Origin of the sequence: Streptomyces sp. N50, assembly GCF_033335955.1 — a bacterium.
GTDB lineage: Bacteria > Actinomycetota > Actinomycetes > Streptomycetales > Streptomycetaceae > Streptomyces.
In genome coordinates, this window is record NZ_CP137549.1 from 7,306,308 (window position 1) to 7,324,560 (window position 18,253).

The 18,253-nt window shown below is 71.5% G+C and carries 15 protein-coding genes and 1 tRNA gene; 13 read left to right on the forward strand and 3 right to left on the reverse strand.

Going from position 1 to position 18,253, the window contains the following annotated elements:
- Positions 1 to 64: 64 nt before the first annotated feature.
- The 12 genes from R2B38_RS32690 to R2B38_RS32745 all read left to right on the forward strand — a co-directional run bounded on the left by R2B38_RS32690 (position 65) and on the right by R2B38_RS32745 (position 14,438).
- On the forward strand, positions 65 to 1,657 hold the full coding sequence (locus R2B38_RS32690) for a phage tail sheath family protein (protein ID WP_318019423.1): 1,593 nt from the start codon (positions 65 to 67) through the stop codon (positions 1,655 to 1,657).
- Positions 1,658 to 1,735: 78 nt separating this feature from the next.
- Positions 1,736 to 2,179: a phage tail protein gene (locus R2B38_RS32695; RefSeq protein WP_019063375.1), complete on the forward strand. Its 444-nt coding sequence runs from the start codon at positions 1,736 to 1,738 to the stop codon at positions 2,177 to 2,179.
- A 103-nt stretch (positions 2,180 to 2,282) separates the two neighbouring features.
- The gene (locus R2B38_RS32700) at positions 2,283 to 2,723 is read left to right on the forward strand and encodes a hypothetical protein (RefSeq protein ID WP_318019424.1); all 441 of its coding nucleotides are present in this window, start codon (positions 2,283 to 2,285) and stop codon (positions 2,721 to 2,723) included.
- Positions 2,720 to 2,878 carry a DUF6760 family protein gene (locus R2B38_RS32705; protein WP_199811089.1) on the forward strand — a complete coding sequence of 53 codons (159 nt, stop codon included), beginning with the start codon at positions 2,720 to 2,722 and terminating at the stop codon, positions 2,876 to 2,878. Before R2B38_RS32700 ends, R2B38_RS32705 begins: the two co-directional genes overlap by 4 nt.
- A 3,429-nt stretch (positions 2,879 to 6,307) precedes the next feature.
- A complete protein-coding gene (locus tag R2B38_RS32710; RefSeq protein WP_318019425.1) occupies positions 6,308 to 6,667 on the forward strand; it encodes a hypothetical protein in 360 nt (119 codons plus the stop codon).
- Between the two features lie 139 nt (positions 6,668 to 6,806).
- Positions 6,807 to 7,229, forward strand: a complete 423-nt coding sequence (locus R2B38_RS32715; protein ID WP_033281422.1) for a phage tail protein — start codon at positions 6,807 to 6,809, stop codon at positions 7,227 to 7,229.
- A gap of 18 nt (positions 7,230 to 7,247) precedes the next feature.
- On the forward strand, positions 7,248 to 7,970 hold the full coding sequence (locus R2B38_RS32720; RefSeq protein ID WP_318019426.1) for a LysM peptidoglycan-binding domain-containing protein: 723 nt from the start codon (positions 7,248 to 7,250) through the stop codon (positions 7,968 to 7,970).
- Positions 7,970 to 9,877: a VgrG-related protein gene (locus R2B38_RS32725; protein ID WP_318019427.1), complete on the forward strand. Its 1,908-nt coding sequence runs from the start codon at positions 7,970 to 7,972 to the stop codon at positions 9,875 to 9,877. Before R2B38_RS32720 ends, R2B38_RS32725 begins: the two co-directional genes overlap by 1 nt.
- A gap of 85 nt (positions 9,878 to 9,962) precedes the next feature.
- The gene (locus tag R2B38_RS32730) at positions 9,963 to 10,406 is read left to right on the forward strand and encodes a GPW/gp25 family protein (RefSeq protein ID WP_019062855.1); all 444 of its coding nucleotides are present in this window, start codon (positions 9,963 to 9,965) and stop codon (positions 10,404 to 10,406) included.
- Between the two features lie 3 nt (positions 10,407 to 10,409).
- Positions 10,410 to 12,368 (forward strand): putative baseplate assembly protein, encoded by a 1,959-nt coding sequence (locus tag R2B38_RS32735; RefSeq protein ID WP_318019428.1) that lies wholly within the window; start codon positions 10,410 to 10,412, stop codon positions 12,366 to 12,368.
- A 46-nt stretch (positions 12,369 to 12,414) separates the two neighbouring features.
- The gene (locus tag R2B38_RS32740) at positions 12,415 to 12,981 is read left to right on the forward strand and encodes a phage tail protein (protein WP_318019429.1); all 567 of its coding nucleotides are present in this window, start codon (positions 12,415 to 12,417) and stop codon (positions 12,979 to 12,981) included.
- A complete protein-coding gene (locus tag R2B38_RS32745; protein ID WP_318019430.1) occupies positions 12,978 to 14,438 on the forward strand; it encodes an NADase-type glycan-binding domain-containing protein in 1,461 nt (486 codons plus the stop codon). Before R2B38_RS32740 ends, R2B38_RS32745 begins: the two co-directional genes overlap by 4 nt.
- Positions 14,439 to 14,470: 32 nt before the next feature.
- Here R2B38_RS32745 and R2B38_RS32750 read toward each other — a convergent pair whose 3' ends face one another.
- Positions 14,471 to 14,929: a cupin domain-containing protein gene (locus R2B38_RS32750; protein ID WP_318019431.1), complete on the reverse strand. Its 459-nt coding sequence runs from the start codon at positions 14,927 to 14,929 to the stop codon at positions 14,471 to 14,473.
- 173 nt (positions 14,930 to 15,102) lie between these two features.
- Here R2B38_RS32750 and R2B38_RS32755 point away from each other — a divergent pair, with 173 nt between their 5' ends.
- On the forward strand, positions 15,103 to 15,720 hold the full coding sequence (locus R2B38_RS32755; RefSeq protein WP_318019432.1) for a TetR/AcrR family transcriptional regulator: 618 nt from the start codon (positions 15,103 to 15,105) through the stop codon (positions 15,718 to 15,720).
- A 3-nt stretch (positions 15,721 to 15,723) separates the two neighbouring features.
- Here the strand turns inward: R2B38_RS32755 and R2B38_RS32760 are convergent, their stop codons facing one another.
- Both R2B38_RS32760 and R2B38_RS32765 read right to left on the reverse strand, forming a co-directional pair.
- Positions 15,724 to 18,126 (reverse strand): hypothetical protein, encoded by a 2,403-nt coding sequence (locus R2B38_RS32760; RefSeq protein WP_318019433.1) that lies wholly within the window; start codon positions 18,124 to 18,126, stop codon positions 15,724 to 15,726.
- A 3-nt stretch (positions 18,127 to 18,129) separates the two neighbouring features.
- A tRNA-Lys gene (locus R2B38_RS32765) sits at positions 18,130 to 18,201 on the reverse strand.
- Positions 18,202 to 18,253: the final 52 nt, after the last annotated feature.

Below are 18,253 nucleotides of genomic sequence, written 5' to 3' on the forward strand. Positions count from 1 at the left end.
GGCGGCGGGGTCGCGCGCGTGACGCTTGAGGGCATCCTGTCTCGTACCCCGAGGAGTGCAGAGCATGCCGTCCTATCTGTCGCCCGGCGTCTACGTCGAGGAGGTGGCCAGCGGCTCCCGCCCGATCGAGGGAGTGGGCACCTCGGTGGCGGCCTTCGTGGGCCTGGCCCCGACCGGTCCGCTGAACGAGCCGACCCTGGTGACCAACTGGACGCAGTACGTGGCTGCCTTCGGTGAGTTCACCGACGGGTACTACCTCGCCCACTCCGTCTACGGCTTCTTCAACAACGGCGGTTCGGCCGCCTACGTCGTCCGTGTCGGCGGCACCGCCGAGGGCACCTCCGCCCAGTCCAACTCCCCCTCAGCCGTGACGGGTTCGGCCGCTCCGGCCGCCCTTCCGCCCGGCGAGCCGGCCCAGCTCGGCACCTTCGCCGTGACCGCTCTGGCGCCCGGTGATCTGAGCGTCGAGGTGGCCGACGCCGAGGGCGAAGGCCCCGCCGAACGCTTCCGGCTGGTCGTCAAGGACGCCGGCAAGGACGTCGAGAGCTTCGACGTGACCGCCAAGAAGGGCGGCCGCAACTACGTCGTCACCCAGGTCAAGGAGCGTTCCAAGCTCATCGCGGTGACCGAGGCCGCGCCCGCCGCGCAGCTGGCCCGCCCGGAGAACCAGACGGTCGCCCTCGCCGCGCCCGCCTCCGCCTCGGCCGCACCCGCCGTACCCGGCAAGGGAAATGACACCGCGTCACATCCCGGCCCGGCCACCTACCTCGGCGACTCCTCCGACCGCACCGGCTTCGGCGGCCTGGAGGCCGTGGACGAGATCTCCATGGTCGCGGTGCCCGACCTGATGGCCGCCTACCAGCGCGGCGCGATCGACCTGGAGGCCGTCAAGGCCGTCCAGCTGGGCCTGATCGCACACTGCGAGCTGATGGGCGACCGCGTCGCCGTCATCGACCCGCCGCCGAGCCTGAACGCCCAGCAGATCCGCGGCTGGCGGCAGGACACGGCCGGCTACGACTCCAAGTACGCGGCCCTGTACTACCCGTGGATCAAGACCTTCGACCCGTCCAGCGGACAGTCCCGGCTGATCCCGCCGAGCGGCCACATCGCCGGCGTCTGGGCCCGCAACGACTCTGAGCGCGGTGTGCACAAGGCGCCCGCCAACGAGGTCGTACGCGGCGCGGTCGACCTGGAGACCCAAATCACCCGCGGCGAGCAGGACTTGCTCAACCCGATCGGCGTCAACTGCATCCGCGCCTTCCCGGGCCGGGGCATCCGCGTCTGGGGCGCCCGCACCATGTCCTCCGACCCGGCCTGGCGTTACCTCAACATCCGCCGGTACTTCAACTACCTGGAGGAGTCGATCCTGATCGGCACCCAGTGGGTGGTGTTCGAGCCGAACGACCACGCCCTGTGGGCGCGGATCCGGCGCAACATCTCGGCGTTCCTGGTCAACGAGTGGCGCAGCGGTGCCCTGTTCGGCCAGCGGCCGGAAGAGGCGTACTACGTCAAGTGCGACGAGGAGACCAACCCGCCGGAGTCCGTCGACGTCGGCCGCGTCGTCTGCGAGATCGGCATCGCGCCGGTCAAGCCGGCCGAGTTCGTGATCTTCCGACTGGCTCAGTTCTCCAGCGGCAGCGGGGAGTTGGAGGAGTAGGCGAACTCGAGCCCGCCGCGGCTCCCGGTCGTCATCTCCCCAGGTCGTCTTCAACACCCTTAGAAGGACAGCGAATTCATGAGTCTCCAGCCGGGTGACGCCCTCACCTCACACAATTTCGGCCTGCAGATCGACGGCGTGATGGTCGAGTACCTCGCGGAGGTCAGCGGCCTCAGCATCGAGCAGGACGTCATCACGTACCAGCAGAACACCCCCAACGGCCAGAACGTCGTCAAGAACCTGCCGGGCGTGAAGAAGAACGGCACCTGCACGGTGATCCGCGGCATGACCCAGTCGGCCTCGTTCACCCAGTGGATCAACGAGTCGATCTCCGGCCAGATGACCACCGCGCGCAAGAACGCGTCGATCATCATGATGGACTTCCAGAACAACCCGGTGAAGCGCTACCACCTGCGCAACGCCTGGTGCAGCAAGATCGACGCGAGCACGGTGAAGGCGGGCGAGGCCGCCGCGCTCACCGAGTCCGTGACCATCGTGTTCGAAGAACTGGTCATCGAATAATGAGGCGTTCGGGGGCTGCCGCGGCTGGTGCGGTGGTGGCCGCGCCGGGTGCCGGTGGGGTTTGGGTGCGGGTGCGGGTGTGGGTGCGGAGTCGTCGGTCGGGGTGGGTGTTGGACCGGTCCAGGCTCCGGCTCCGGCCACCGCGGCGGCCCCTGCTCCGGCCGTACGGCAGACGTTGCGGACCGAGTTCCCCTTCCAGTTGCCGCGTGGCTATGTCGACGAGTCCGGCACGGTCCACCAGGACGGTGTGATGCGACTGGCCACCGCGCGCGACGAGTTGGTGCCGCTGCGGGACGTCCGCGTGCAGGAGAACCCGGCGTATCTGTCGGTGGTGCTGCTCGGCCGGGTGATCACGCGGCTGGGCAGCGTCCCCATGGTCCACGACGGGATCGTGGAGAACATGTTCGCCTCCGACCTCGCCTTCCTCCAGGACTTCTACCGCCAGATCAACGCGGAAGGCCACACCCGCGCGGCAGTTCAGTGCCCGCACTGCGCGGAGCCCTTCGAAGTGGAGCTCGGCGGGAGCCGCCTGGGGGAATCGTGACGTACGCGACCGACCGGCTGCACGAGGAGATCGCGTACGTCGCCTACCACTTCCACTGGAGCCTGGAGGACATCCTGGACCTCGAACACCCCGACCGCCGCCGCTACTTGGGCGAGATCGCGTCCCTGGTGACGCGGTCCGGGGCGGAGGGCTGAGCGGTGGGGTTCTTGGACCGGTTGCGGGGGCGGGCGGAAAGGTCTGTCGCCGGTGGGGACGCCAACTCCGGGGCTGGGACGGGAGTTGGCGAGGCTCAGGGTTCCGTTGAGGCGAGTGGCTCCGCAGGTCCGGTGAGTTCTGGTTCTACGGCTTCTACGGCTTCCGCGCCTGCGGTGGCCTTGGCCGCGTGGCCGGGGTTGCCGCCGATTCAGCGGGCCTCTGCCGTTGGGGGTACCGGAGTTGCCGACGCCGGGTTCGGTGCGCGTCTGCCGACGTGGCAGAACCCGTCGTTCACGGGGTCGGGGTTCCCTGCGGTGCTGGACGCTGAGCGGAGTGCCCGGATCGCGGGTTCCTCGCTGCCTGCGGCGCCGGCGGTACCGAGTCTGGGGCTGCCTGCGGGTGAACTTCCTCTGGTTGGGCGGCCGTTGGTTGCGCAGCCGGGGCCGGTGGTGCCGTTGCGGGCGAGTGCGGGGCCTGTGAGGCCTGTGGTGCAGCGGGCTGTGCGGGCTGTGCCTCTTGCGTCGAGCGAGGCTGTGGGTGTGCGCAGTACTGCTTCGGCTCCCGCGGTTGATTCGGTCGGGGTGGTGGGGCCGGCTTCCGGTATTCGGGTGACTGCGGTGTCGTCGACGGAGCAACTCCGGCCGAGGACCGGGTCGTTGACGAGGTCGAGTGCGGCTGCGGTGCAGCGGCGACTGGTTGGTCAGCGGAACTCGGCGGTTGTGGGCGACAGTTCGGGTGGCGAGTCCCCGTCCGCGTCGACTGGCGCGGGGCGAGGGGAAGGTGAGCCGGGTGGTGACTCGCCTGTCCCGCCTGCCCTCCTGGCGCCCGGTGACGTTGTGGAGCAACTCGGTGGTTCCGCAGGCGTAGTTCGCGGTGCGGGGAACGCTCGCGGTGCGGGCGGGAACGTTGCCGGGGGCGGGACGGACAGCGTGCAGCGGGCGGTCACCAGGCCGGGTGCGGCAGCCGCTGCTTCGACGGCTCCGAAGTCCACGATGGCCTCGACGCCGACGCCGACGCCGACGCCGACGCCGAACTCCGCAGCACCGTCAGCCGAGTTGCCGCCCGCCACGCCCGTCGCTCCGGCGCAGCCGACGACCCCGAACGCCTCCCGCGCACCGATGCTCGTACAGCGTGCCGCGAGTGCTCCTGCCCCACGCGATGGGGATACCACCCAGCCCCAGGTCCAACCTCAGCCCCACGCCCCGGCAGTTGCGGCCGAACCGACGGACTCCGCCCGCACCCGGACCAGCAATCCAACCCCCGGACCTACGCCCCCTCCCGCACCTCAGATCCAACGCAGCGCCGACCGCCGCCCGCCCCGTATCCCCCTCGGCGCCCCGCTCACCACGCGCCCGAACGAGACACGGCAGCCCTCAACACTCGCACCGCCGATGCCCAGTTCGGCAACTCACCCAGTGCAGGGCAACATGCCCAACCCCCCTGCCGAGCAAGGTGATTCGCCCGCTGTTCCGGCGCTCTCGCCCGCCCCGGCAGCAGGTTCACCAACGCCTGCCCCCGACTCTCCGGCTCCCGTGACGCCAACTCCCGTCCGGCGCCGTTCACCTCTTGGGGCGCCGGTCACCGTTACGCCCGCTGACGCCAGGCCCCTCACCGGCTCGCCGTTCCCGCCGGCCGGCACTGGGCCTCGTACGGAACCGGGTTCAAGGCCGACAGCGGGAACCGGGCCGACGATCCAACGAAGCGTCGCCCCCAACACGTTCGCACCGCCCCCGGCCACGGCTCCCTCAGCCATCACACACCCGCCCGCCACGTACCCGACGACCGCACATCCGCTTGCCGCGCCCCCAACTACCGTGCACGGGCCGACCGCTGCCCCGGCCAACCCGACAGCCCCGGTGACACAGGGTCCGGGACCGGCGGTCCAGCGAAGCGTGGCCGCGAGCACGCCTGTGCCGGCCGAGCAGGTCCCCTCGGCCACGGGCCCCTCTCCTGTCGTGTTCGCGACCGCCGCGACCACCGCAGCCTCGGCCAACCCGGCACCTCTGGTGACACCGGGTCCGGCGCCGGCGATTCAACGAAGCGTCGCCGCGAGCGTGCCTGTGCCACCTGTGCCACCTGTGCCACCTGTGCCGGCCGCGCAGGCCCCCTTGGCCCCGGGGCCCCTACCGGCCGCGTCCGCGACCACGGCAGCCCCGGCCAACCTGGCAGCTCCCACGGCACCGGGCCTGGGGCCGGCGGTCCAGCGAAGCGTGGCCGCGAGCACGCCTGTACGGGCCGAGCAGGTCCGCTCGGCCAGGGGCCTCGCACCTGCCATACCCCCGACCACCGCAGCTCCGGCGGCACCGGGTCAGGGTCCGACGATTCAGCGAGGCGTCGCGCCCGGCGCGTCGGCACCGGCCTCGCAGGCTTCCTCGGCCTCCGTCCCCTCACCTGCCGCACACCCGACCACTGCAGCTCCGGCGGCACCGGGTCAGGGTCTGACGGTTCAGCGAAGCGTCGCGCTCAGCGCGTCGGCATCGGCCCCGCAGGCTTCCTCGGCCTCCGTCCCCTCACCTGCCGCACACCCGACCACTGCAGCTCCGGCGGCACCGGGTCAGGGTCCGACGATTCAGCGAAGCGTCGCGCTCAGCGCGTCGGCACCGGCCCCGCAGGCTTCCTCGGCCTCCGTCCCCTCACCTGCCACACACCCGACCACCGCAGCCCGGACGACCGCAGCCCAGGCCGCGAGCCCGTCTCCGGCCGCGCTTCCGCCCTCGGGTGGTTCCCGGCCTCCGGTTGTAACCGAACCCTCAGTCGCGACGCCGTCCCCGGCCGGGCTCTCACCCTCGGCTGTGCCCCCGCCCTCCACCACGGCTCCGCCCCGCCCCACGCGGCAGACCCCGCCCAGCCTGACCACGCCCGCCCCGCCCTCTCCCCGTACGGCCTCCCACACCGCGCTGTCCCACACCGCGCCCTCCCTCACCACCTCCCCGTTCGCCGCGCTCCGCCCCACGCCTCAGGCCGCCACCACCCCAGCGCCCCCAAACGCTTCACTCCGCACACCATCCCCGGCGCGACACACCGCACCCCCATCGCCCTTCACCCCCGTACAACGTCACCGCCGCGCGACACCCGACAGCCCCACCACACCCGTAGTACCCGGCGCTCCCGCAGCCTCCAGCGCCCCCGGAACACCGGGCACCCCCGTAATACCCAGGACCGCCACCTTCCCGAGGACCGCCGCCCTTCCCGGCACCCCCGGATCCCCCAGCACCCCCGCCCTCCCCGTAGTACCCCTACGCCCCTCCACCTCCGCACCCCACACCTCCCTCCCGGTTTCCACCCCACCCGGATCCGGACCCGGCCCCCTCGCCACCCCGCCAGGCGCCCCCTTCTCCACCCCACCCCGCTCGCTCGCCCCCTTCCCCACAGTCCAACGCAACCCCTCCTCCCCCCCCACCGCACTCGGCCCCACAGCCACCTCGCCGTTGAACCGAGCCCGCCCCACCCTCACCAAAACCCCCACCGCGACCCCGCCCACGACAGTCGCCGCCCCCGCCGCACGCCCCTCCACTCCACCCCCGCCGTACACCGCGTCCCCCTCCCAGTCACCCCCACCCCCCGACCCGCCACCCCCGTACTCCCCGAGCACCACCGCCAACGCCTCCGGCTCCCCACCCCCGGCCTACGAGGCAATCCCCGCAGGCCAGTTCGACCCCCGAGACCTCACCGACTTCCAGCTCGACGAACTCGTGCACCGGATCATCGGCCGCATCACCCGCCTGATCCGCACGGAACTCCGTCTGGACCGCGAACGGATCGGCAAACTCCGCGACCCCCGCCACTGACCGGAACCGGACCCGGAACCGGACCCGGACCCGGACCCGGACCCGGACCCGGAACCGGACCCGGACCCGGAACCGGACCCGGACCCGGAACCGGACCCGGAACCAATCCCCGACGCGACAACAGAAAGGCCCACCCCCGATGTCCCGCCTCGACCCGGGCTCCACCATCTGGTTCACCCTCAGCATCGACGGCGAGAGCCTCGGCTACTTCAACGGGTGCGACGGGCTGTCGTCGACGGTGGAGATCGAGCACCGGCAGGAGGGCGGCAACAACGGCTTCGTCTGGCAACTCCCCACCCGTGTCACCTTCTCCACCATCCGGCTGACCCGCCCGCTCACCCCGGACACCGCGAAGGTCGCCAAGTGGATCTCCTCCGTGCAGACCGGGATCAAGCGCCCCACCGGCCAGATCGCGGCCCTGCGCGCGGACGGTTCGGAGGTCGCGCACTGGGGGCTCATCGACGTGCTGCCCGTCAGCTGGCAGGGGCCCTCCCTCGACCCGTCCGGACCGGCGGTCGCCACCGAGGTCCTGGAGATCGCCCACCACGGATTCACGGACTGAGCGGGGGCGAACGAGACCATGGCCACCACCAGCAGGGGCGCCGGCAAGAGCCTTGTCCGGGCCAGCCTCGCAATACATGAGCCACCCGTCGGGGGCAGCACCACCCCGGGCGGCCTCATCAAGACCTTTGCCTTCGACTTCAACCCCGCGCAGCTGTCCCTCACCCGTCGCGCCCAGTGGAAGACGACCCCCGCGCAGATCGAACGGGACGGCTCCCTCCCGGAGTTCATGGGTTCGCAGCCGCGTGAGATGGGCGTGGAGATCTTCCTCGACTCCTCCGACGAACCGACCAGCAACTCGGTGCTGAAGAAGGTCGAGTCGCTCCTCGCGTGCTGCGACGTGACCACCAAGTCCATTGCCGCCAAACAGCCTTCACCGCCGTGGGTCGTGTTCCAGTGGGGGTCGTTCTCCACGGCCCGGTTCACCGCTTACGTCTCCTCCGTCGAGGCCGCCTACTCGCTCTTCGGGACCACCGGCGTGCCCATCCGCGCCACCTGCCGACTCCAACTGCACGAGATCCCGAGCAACACCAAGGGCCAGAACCCGACTTCGGGCGCGCTCACCGCGCAGCGGGTGCATCGAGTCGTAGCAGGGGACTCCTTGCAGTCGCTGGCCTGGCGGGAGTACGGCGACTCCGCCGCGTGGCGGGCGATCGCCGAGGCCAACGGGATCGACGACCCGACGCGGCTCGCGAACGGTGTCGAACTCGTGCTGCCGTCGGCCGAGGAGGTGCGTTCCTGATGGTGAAGTCCGCGTTCTCGAACGTCGTCGAGGTGAAGATCGGCGGGGCCAAGATCCCTTCCGAGTACGCCCGTTACCTCGTCGACAGCTACGTCGACCAGGGCGTCGGCGTCCCGGCCGCGTTCCGGCTCACCTTCCGGGACCCGTACCGGCTCATCCTCGGCAAGCTCGGGGTCACCTTCGGCACGAAGATCGTCATCGCGCCGGTCGCCGACGGGCAGGGCGCCTCCGATCCGCTGCTCACCGGTGAAGTCACGGGACTTGAGGCTGATTACGACGGCACCGGCACCTTCACCGTCGTGCGCGGCTACGATTTCGGGCACCGGCTGCTGCGCCAGCGCCGGGTCGCCGCCTACCGCAACCAGAGCGCGTCCGACATCGCCCGCAAACTGGCCGCCCAGGACGGGGTGCCGATCGGGAAGATCACGTCCACGCGGACCGTGTACGAGTTCATCTCCCAGTCCAACGTGACCGATTGGGACTTTCTCGCCCGGCTCGCCGACGAGAACGAGATGGTCATGTCGGTCGACGCGGACGGCAAGTTCCAGTTCGTGGAGCCGAAGCCGTCCTCCGGTGCGCCGTCGCCCGAAACCGACGGCGACAAAAGCCCGTTCGTGCTCCAGGCCGGGCACGACATCCTGCGGCTGCGGGCCGCCGTGACCGCCGCCGACCAGGTCGGCACGGTCGAGGCGCGCGGCTGGGACGTCACCACGAAGAAGAAACTCACCGCCACCTCGCCCGGAACGTCCAACCCGGCCATCGGAATCGGGACCACCCCTGGTGCCGCCGCCGGCAAGTTCAAGACGGCCAAGCTGGTCGAGACGGGCACGCCCTACGACAAGCAGAACGAGGTGAAGTTCGCCGCCGCCGCGCTCGCCGACGACGTGACGTCCTCCTTCGCCGAGCTTGAGGTCGTCGCGCGCGGAAATCCCAAGCTGCGCCCGGGAGTTCCGGTCGCGCTCGCGGACGTCGGCCCACCCTTCGAGGGCAAGTACACGGCCACCTCCGTACGGCACGTCTTCGGCGACGGAAAGCACTACGAGACCTGGGTGACCGTCAGCGGACGGCAGTGGCGTTCGCTGTACGGGCTCGCCTCGGGCGGCTCGGAGACCGCGCCCCGGCTGCCCGGTGTAGCCAACGCCCTGGTCACGGACGTCAATGACCCGCTGAAGCAGGGGCGGGTGAGGTTGCAGTTCCCCTGGCTGGACGACACGTACGTCAGCGACTGGACGCGGACCGTGCAGTGGGGCGGGCTCGGCGGGGGCGGGATCTTCCCCATGGACGTCAATGACGAAGTACTGGTCGCCTTCGACCGGGGGGCACTTGACCACCCCTTCGTGATCGGCGGGCTCTACAACGGCAAGGACAAGCCGACCGTCGTCGGTGATGTGCCGCTGCACGACGCCGTACGGAAGAAGGCGAGCCGGCACACCGTCTCCGACCGGGACGGCAACCGGATGGACCTGCTCAGCCAGAAGACCGGCGGACGTAAGCAAGGCGTCCGACTGGCCTCCGGGGACAAGCAGTTGACCATCACCCTGGACCGCACGAACACCGAGATCGTGGTGGACAGCAAGGGCGAGGTCACCATCAAGGGCAGCCGCTCGGTGTCGGTCGAGGCCGGTACCGACCTCACCCTCAGCGCCCGGCGCAGTCTCACGATCAAGAGCGGCGGGCCGCTGAACATAGAGGGGCGCGGACTGATCAACGTCAAGTCGACCACCGGAGCGATCACGTTGGACGCGATGGGCGTCCTCAACATGAAGGCGCTCGGCAACGCGATGCTCACCGCGGGCGGGAGCGTACAGGTCAACTCCATCGGCAACGTGGGCATTCGGGCCATCACCGTGCCGATCATGGGCGTGGTCACCCTCAACGGCCTTGTCCCGATGGTGATTCCGGCATGAGCGGCCGAACGGGCAAGGACATGAGCGGCCCAACGGGCGGGGACATGGGTGGCCCAACGGGCAGGGAACGGGCGGGTGTTGTCTGATGGCCGAACAATTCGTGGGGTCCGGCTGGTCGTTCCCGCTGCGCATCGGGCCGACCGGCGGTATCGCGCTGGTCAGCGGGGAGCGCGAGGTCGAGGAGGCGATCCGGCTCGTGCTGTCCACGGCGCCGGGTGAGCGGCCGATGCGGCCCGACTTCGGCTGCGCGATCCACGACCTGGTCTTCGCGCCGGTCAACGAGCAGACCGCGGGCCGGATCCAGCACGAGGTGCACGTCAGCCTCGACCGCTGGGAGCCGCGCATCGAGGTCGACGACGTCGAGGTCACCGCGGGCACCGAGCAGAGCGTCCTGTACATCGACGTCCGCTACTCGATCCGCGGCACCAACAACCCGCGCAGCCTCGTCTTCCCCTTCTACGTCATCCCGTCCCACGACGAGCCGGACACCTCCGGTACGCCCGGCACGGCTGCTGAAAGCGACAACTGACCGATGGCCCTGCCCTCCCCGAACCTCGACGACCGCCGCTTCCAGCAGTTCGTCGACGACGCCAAGCGCTACATCCAGCAGCGCGCCCCGGAGTGGACCGACCACAACGTCTCCGACCCCGGCGTCACCCTCGTCGAGACGGTCGCGCACATGGCCGACCAGATCGTCTACCGCCTCAACCGGGTACCGGACAAGAACCACTTGGCCTTCCTCGACCTGGTCGGCATCACGCTCTTCCCGCCGTCCGCGGCCCGCACCGATGTCACGTTCTGGCTGTCGGCGCCCCAGGAGGAAGCGGTGCAGGTGCCGCTGGGCACCGAGGTCGCGACGATGCGCACGGAGGGCGAGGAGGCGGTGGTCTTCGCCACCGAGCGCGAACTCGCCGTAGTGCCAAGTGCGTTGAGGCATCTCGTCGTGCAGCACCGGGGCAAGCAGGTCGTCGACCGGACCCACGACCTGGCCGAGGGCAACCACGTCATGTGCTTCGCCGAGTCGCCCGACCCAGGCGACTCGATGCTGTTCGGACTGACCGCCGCCGTCCCGCACTGCGCCCTCGCCCTCGAACTCGACAGCCGCGTCGACGGAGTTGGCGTGGACCCCCGCCAACCGCCCCTGGTGTGGGAGGCGTGGACCGCCGACGGCTGGCAGGCGTGCGAGGTGGACCGGGACGGCACCGGTGGCCTCAACCGCCCCGGCGCGGTCGTCCTGCACGTCCCCGGCGGCCACACCCTGTCGCGCAACGGGGGCCAGGAAGCAGGCTGGTTGCGCTGCCGCGTCACCGAACCCCACTCCGACCAGCCCTTCTACACCACCTCGCCGACCGTCCGCTCCGCCGAGGCCTTCACCATCGGCGGCACCACCACCGTCGTCCACGCCGACACGGTCTACGACGAGGCGCTCGGCGAGTCCACCGGCCTGCCCGGGCAACGGCTCCGGCTCTCCCACACACCGGTCGTCGGCGACGCCGTACCCCTGCTCCTCCAGACCGCCGAGCACGACGGCTGGACGGACTGGCAGGTCGTCCCGCACTTCGCCGCCTCCGGCCCCGACGACCGCCACATCACCCTCGACGCGGCCACCGGCGAACTCGCCTTCGGCCCGGCCGTCCGCGAACCCGACGGCTCCCTGCGGCAGTACGGCATGGTCGCCCCCAAGGGCTCGGTGATCCGCGCCCGCCGCTACCGCACCGGCGGCGGCCGGTCCGGCAACGTGGCACGCGGCGCGGTGCAGATCCTGCGCAGCTCCATCCCGTACGTCTCCGAGGTCGTCAACCGCGAGGCCGCGCGCGGGGGAGTGGACGGCGAGACCGTCCAGGAGGCCAAGACCCGCGCGCCGATCACCCTGCGCGCCCAGGAACGGGCGGTCACCCTCCGGGACTACGAGGAACTGTCCCGCCGGGCCGCCCCCGAGACCGCGCGCATCACCTGCCTGGAGGGCGACGAGGAGGAGCACGGGGCCTACGCCGTAAGGGTGTTGGTGGTCCCGCAAGCCGTGCCCGACCCGGGCGGCCGACTGCGCTTCGAGCAACTCGTGCCCGGAGACGCTCTGTTGGAGCGCATCACCCGGCATCTCGACGAACGGCGGCTGATCGGGACCCGGTTGGCGGTCGGGCCGCCGTTCTACCAGGGCGTCACCGTCGTCGCCACGGTCCACGCCTTCCGGGGTGTCGACACCGACCGGGTGCGCCGCCAGGCCCACGACGCCCTCTACCGCCACCTCGACCCGCTCACCGGCGGATCGGACGGGAAGGGCTGGCCGTTCGGGCGCCCGGTGCAGTCCGGGGAGGTCTTCGCGGTGCTCCAGCGCGTACCCGGCGTCGAGTTGGTCGACGAGGTCGTCCTGCACCCCGCCGACCCGCTCACCGGCAAGCGCGGCGATCCGACCGACCGTATCGACCTGGAACGGCCGTCGCTGGTGTTCTCCTTCGACCACCGCGTCCGCGTGATCGGAGACGGCGCGTGAACATCAGCAGCGTGAATCTCGCCAACTCCCGCCAGGGAGGCGTGCGTTGAGGGGATCAGTTGACGGCCTCGGCTCGTCCGCGCCGATCGGGGCGATGCTGCCCGCCGTGTTCGCGGACGACGACCTCGCCCAGCGTTTCGTCGCCGGGCTCGACGAGGTCGTAGCGCCGATCCTGAGTGTGCTGGACTGCCTCGACACGTACTTCCGGCCGTCGCTGGCACCCCTCGACTTCGTTCAGTGGCTGGGGAGTTGGGTCGGTGCCGAGACCGACGGCAGTGAACCGGAGGAGCGGCTGCGGGCCGCCGTGGCCGCGGCGACGTACCTGCACCGCATCCGCGGCACCCGGCGCGGACTGGCCGAGGCCGTCCGGCTGGCGTTCGGGGCCGAACCGGAGATCACCGAGAGCGGCGCCGCGGACTGGAACGCCCGCCCGCTTGGACCGGTCCCAGGCGAACGCAGCCCCCGGCTCCACGTCCACCTGCGGCTGCCCGCGCCGACCACCCTGGACACCCACCGCCTCGACGCCCTCGTGGCGGCCGCCCGTCCCGCCCATATGCCGTACACGGTCCAGGTGACCGCCACCGTGCTCGCCGAAAGGAACCCCGAGAGATGACGACCACCCAGAGCTGCGCCGAATGCGGAACCCGCGCGGAACCGGGCCAGTCGTTCTGCGACGCCTGTGGTGCCGTCCTGAGCTGGACGGACCGCGCGGGTGCCCGCACCGGGGCCCCGGCCGAACGCGGCGAGGGCGCCGCCGGCGAACCGGGCTGGGACGCCTTCCCCCAGTCCGACAGCGCGGGCCCGCCGCGCCCGCGCCGGGACACACTGGGCACGAACGAGCAGTCAGGGCAGGGGAGTTCTGGCTCGGACGACCCCGCCGCCCGACTCGACGCCCTGTCCCTGCGTCTGGACGCCCTGGCCGCCGGCGGCTCGTACGACTCGGTCGGAGCGGGCTCCCGGCAGGAGCCGGCGAGCGGCGAGGCGTCCGGCGGTTCTACGACTCCTCACGTGTCCGGCGCCGCTACGACCCACCCGACCACGGACCCGGCGCCCGCCCCCGACGCGCCGTACGCGAACCACGACGGCGGCACCGCCCGCACCCCCTCCACGACCGACACCGCCCCCACCCAACCGGTCCCCGCCACCTCCCCGGAACCGGGACCGGAACCGGAGTCCGAGGCCGAGCGCGCCCGGCGCCTTCTCGTCCCGGTCTCCGACCCGGAGCCCCGCCAGGCCCCGTCCGTGGCCCCGGTCCTGCCCGGCCGCCCGGTCGCCGCGCGCCCGCAGTCCGTACGGGCACCCGGCGTCGAACCGGGAGCCGCCGGCGGAATCCCCTGCCCCTGGTGCGCCACGGCGAACCGCCCCGACCGGCACTACTGCGCCCGCTGCGCGATGCCTATGGCCGGCGAGGAGCGCGCCCCCGGCCGACTGCCCTGGTGGCGGCGGCTGCTCGCGTTCCGGAACGGTGAGATCCCGTGGGCGGGGGACCGGCCCCGGCTGCGCCGTACCTTCGACCGGGTGCTGACCTGGGTGGGCGCGGCGGTCGTACTGACCCTGCTGATCGTGCTGGCCGTCAACATCCCGCGTGCCGTGGACGCGACCAAGGACCACTTCGCCAAGCGGGCGCCCGTCTATCCGGACCGCGTCAGCGCCTCCCGTTCCTTCCCGGGCCACAAGCCGGAGCTGGCCTTCGACCGGCTGAACAACACCTGGTGGGGGCCGGGGGTGAGCCAGGCGGGCCAGGGGCAGTGGCTGGAGGCGCAGTTCGACGAGCCGACGCGGCTGCTGGACCTGATGATCACCCCGGGTGTCTCCACCCGCCCCGACCAGATCGGCCAGTCGGCGCTCCCGCACCGGATCGAGGCGGTGATCACCACGGCCAAGGGCAAGACGATCACCCGCCAGATCACCCTGGACCAGGGGGCGGGAGCCCAGCGCCGCTCCTTCCGGGTCGGCACGGTCACGTCGGTCCGCTTCACCGTCGAGTCCGCCTACGGAGCCTCCGGGAGCAAGCAAGTGGCCATCGCCGAGATCGAGTTCTTCGGTCCGTCGAACTCGGGCAGTTCCTGACGGGCGGTCAATGAAGCGTCGGGCGCGGTGATTTACGCGTAGTCGGTCGCGGGGACCGTGCCGTAGCGGCTCATCGTCTCGATCGTCGACTCGGTGTTGAACTCCCGGCCGCCCGCGATCATGTCCCGCAGGTCGCGGAAGTACTGCACGAACAGGTCGGGCGTGAAGGTGTTGACCATCACCGCGGGCTCGTCGCCGGGGTTGGCGAAGGTGTGCGGGGCACCCGGCGGGATCATCGCGAGGGTGCCCGCCGGCGCGATGTGCACGGTCTCGCCGATGGTGAAGTGCACGGTGCCGGAGACGACGTAGAACCCCTCGTCGTGCTGGGCGTGGCGGTGCTGCGGCGGGCCCTGGGTGTGCGGGGCGAGGGTGATCTCGCCGATGCCGAGCCGGTGGCCGGTGGTGCTGCCGTCCTCCAGGATGCGCATCGTGACCGGGCCCAGCCGGATCGACTCGCCGTCGTCCGGACCGACCACGGAAACCTCGTTCATCGCCGACTCCCTTGTGTGTGGCGCCAGTTGTGCGCTCGTCGCGGTGGCGCGCCCTACGGACGCTAGTCGGGCACCTCTCGTTATGCAAGCTCGCTCTTACAATGAGAGCTGAGCGTGATAATGTAGGGGTGACGGACGGCAGCGACGAGCGAATACGGGGAAGTGACGCACCGATGGCGACAGCACAGACGGACACGGGCCGCAGCAACCAGAAGAAGCGCACCCGTACGGCGATCGTCGAGGCGGCACGCGGGCTGATCGGCACGGGCAGCGAGGTGACGATGCCCGAGGTGGCCCGGGTCGCCCTGGTCTCCGAGGCCACCGCCTACCGCTACTTCCCCGACCTCCCGTCGCTGATCGGCGAGGCCCTGGCCGGCGTCTGGCCCGACCCCGTCGACGCGCTCGGCCCGGTCGCCGACTCCCGCGACCCGGTCGAACGGATCGCGTTCGCCTGCGAGTTCCTGCTCCGCGGCACCCTGGCCCGGCAGGGCGGGGTGCGCGCGATGATGGCGGCGACGATCGTCCGCCCCGACGCGGCGAACATGCGCCCCGGCATCCGCTTCGGCCTCATCGACCACGCGCTCGCACCCCTGGCGGCCACTCTCGGCGAAACGGACCCGGACGCGTTCACCCAGCTCAAGCGGGGCCTCGCGGTGGTCATGGCCTCGGACGCCCTGTTCACCCTCACCGACCAGTGCGGCCTCACCCCCGACGAGGCGATCGCCAGCGCCGTAGCCACCGCGAAGACCTTGACGGAGGCGGCGGTGCGCGCGGTGGCGGAGGGCCAGTAGCTCTCAACTCCCGTGCGGCGCACCGGTCGTAGGGTCGGACGCCAGCCAGTGGCCGTTCGTGGTCCAGCCGAGGAGGCGGCGGGTACGGCCCCCGTCAGCGGTACCGTCGGCGCCGAAGGAACCGCCGTCGGCGACCAGCCGCAGTCCCGCCAGGGCGGGGCCGAGGCGGATGAGGACGTGGGTGGGGTGCCGGGCCACCTCCTCGTCGAAGTCGTCGAGCACCCGCCGCCGCTCAGCCGGCGCACAGAGGGACAGGTGGAACACCAACTGCCGCCAGGCGTACGCCGTGTCCTTGATCGTGGGGTACGGCCACGGGTTGCGGTGCACCCGGGCCGTCAGCCGGCACACGGTGGTGAAACAGCGGCGCGCGAGGTCGGCCCAGCCGGGTTCGGGGGCGATGCCGACGCGGTGGACCAGGGTGGCGAGGTTGTGCGTGGTGAGGATCTGGGACTGTTCGATCACCTTGCCGTTGGCCGCCACCCGGGACCCGGACGAGGAACCGGAGTTCGGCGAGGAACCGGACTTCGACCGGCCCGGTGCCGAGGACGCCGCCGCGGCCCGCTCCGCGCACAGCCGCGCGAACCCCGGGGACGTCCGGGAACCGGCCCGGCCTCCGTCGCGCCGGACCGACGACCCACCCGCTGCTACGGCCCCTTCGGCGAGCGCCAGTTCGCGGATCGCCGCGTAGTCGATGCCGTAGTACCGCTCGTACAGCGAACCGGCGAGCAGCTCGCCCGCGATCCCCGCCGCCACAAGGAACTTGGGGCCGAAGGCGTCCATGAAGATGTCCGCGGCCAGCTCCTCCACCAGCGGGGCGCCCAGCTCCGACTGGCGGGCGAGCACGCCGAGTTCGCGTACCAGCGGGTTGGGCAGGATCGTGCCCGGGAACCCGCGCACGGCCAGCTCGCCCAACTGCCTTAGCAGCAGGGCCGCTTCGGCGGTGCCGTCGCCGCGCTGTGCGGCCACCGCCCGTACCCAGGGCAGTTCCTCGATCCGGACCTGCCGTTCCAGGTTCAGCAGGAGCAGCGAACGGCGGTTGCGGAACGCGCGGTAGTTCGCGGCCATCAGAGTCCGCAGCGCCGGGTCGTCGTAGCTCCGTGCGGTGGTGACGGCGACCAACTGCGGTACCAGTGCTGCCAGTACCTCGGCCGAGGGGACGACTCCCCGCTCCACAAGGGTGGCTACCGGTGCGCTCAGCGCGCCCTCGACCACCCGCCGTAGCACGGTCGGGAGTTGAGCACCGGCGGGCAGGCCGGTCTCCCGCTCCTCCGGCTCGGAGACAGGGGCGAGTACAGGTGCCAGGTCGGCGATGCCCGACTCCTGGGGCAGCACGGCGAGGCGGCCCACCACCACTTGCGCCAGGGCGTGGTGGGAGGGGAGCGCGGCCTGGGCCCGTTGTACCCGGCGCAGTTCCGCGTGCGGGGCCGAGCCCGGCAGACCGCGCCGCCGCACCATCGACGCGATGGCGTGCCGCAGCAGCCCGAGGTGCCGCGCGTCCAACTGCCGTCCGGCGACGGTCTCTTCGAGCGCGCCGCGCAGAATGCCCAGGTTCTCCTTGGGGTTACGGTGCTTCCCGCAGTGCGTGTGCTCCTCGGCCAGCTGCCGGTAACGACTCAACAGTGCGGAGCCCCGCGCCAACCAGTCGGCGTCCGGGGCGAGTTCGAGCGCCCGCCCGTCCTCCCCGCCCGCCGTCTCCAGCCAGTGGACGAGCAACTCGTCCCCGAACGGTTGCCATACGGCGAGTGCCTCGCGCTGTGTCTCCACGGCCGTGTTGGGACGCCGCCGGACCAGTCGGTCCACGGTGTCGGAGACGGTACGGCGGTGCAGCGCGTCGGAGGCGTCCGACACGGGCCGACCGGCCGATGGGCGTGGCAGGAAACGGAGTTGATCCGCGAACGGCTCCAACTCCGCGACCAGGTCCAGCGCGGCGGCCGTCTCCCCGTGCCGTACCAGCCAGGCCATGGTGAGCAGCGCGCCCTCCTCGGGCACGGTCACCTCGTACCGCCCGCTGTTCAACTGCCCCCACAGCCAGGTGAGTCCGGTGTCGGTGAGACAGTGCGCGAACAGCGCCCGCCGGTCCGCGGGCACGCCGAACCGCTCCGCGAGCCGTGTCTCGTACGGCTGGAGCGGGCCGCCCGCGCCCGGGGTGCCCGTGGCGAAGCCGCCGTGCACCACCTCGGGGGTGACCCAGGCCGGGAGCCCGGCCACCGGGGTGCGCGAACCGATCGACAGCAGGCCGCCGGACATCCCCGCGAGCACGGCACGCCAGCGCGTCACGCGGCCCTCCGCGCGCCGCCGGGTGTCGGCGTCCTCGTGGGTGAGCGCGGTCGTGAAGGCCTTGGCCAACTGACCCTGGGCATAGCCGGGGTTGGCGGTGAGGTGCTGCTGGTCAGCGTCGTCATCCATAAGCCGACGTGGCAGGTCCTGCCCCTGCGCCCTCCGGGATAAGAGCCCGGTGCTCTGCTGCTGAGCTACACGCCGATGAGCAGGGACGTTAGACGTGGAACGGGCCGTCGTACAAGGGGATTTCGGT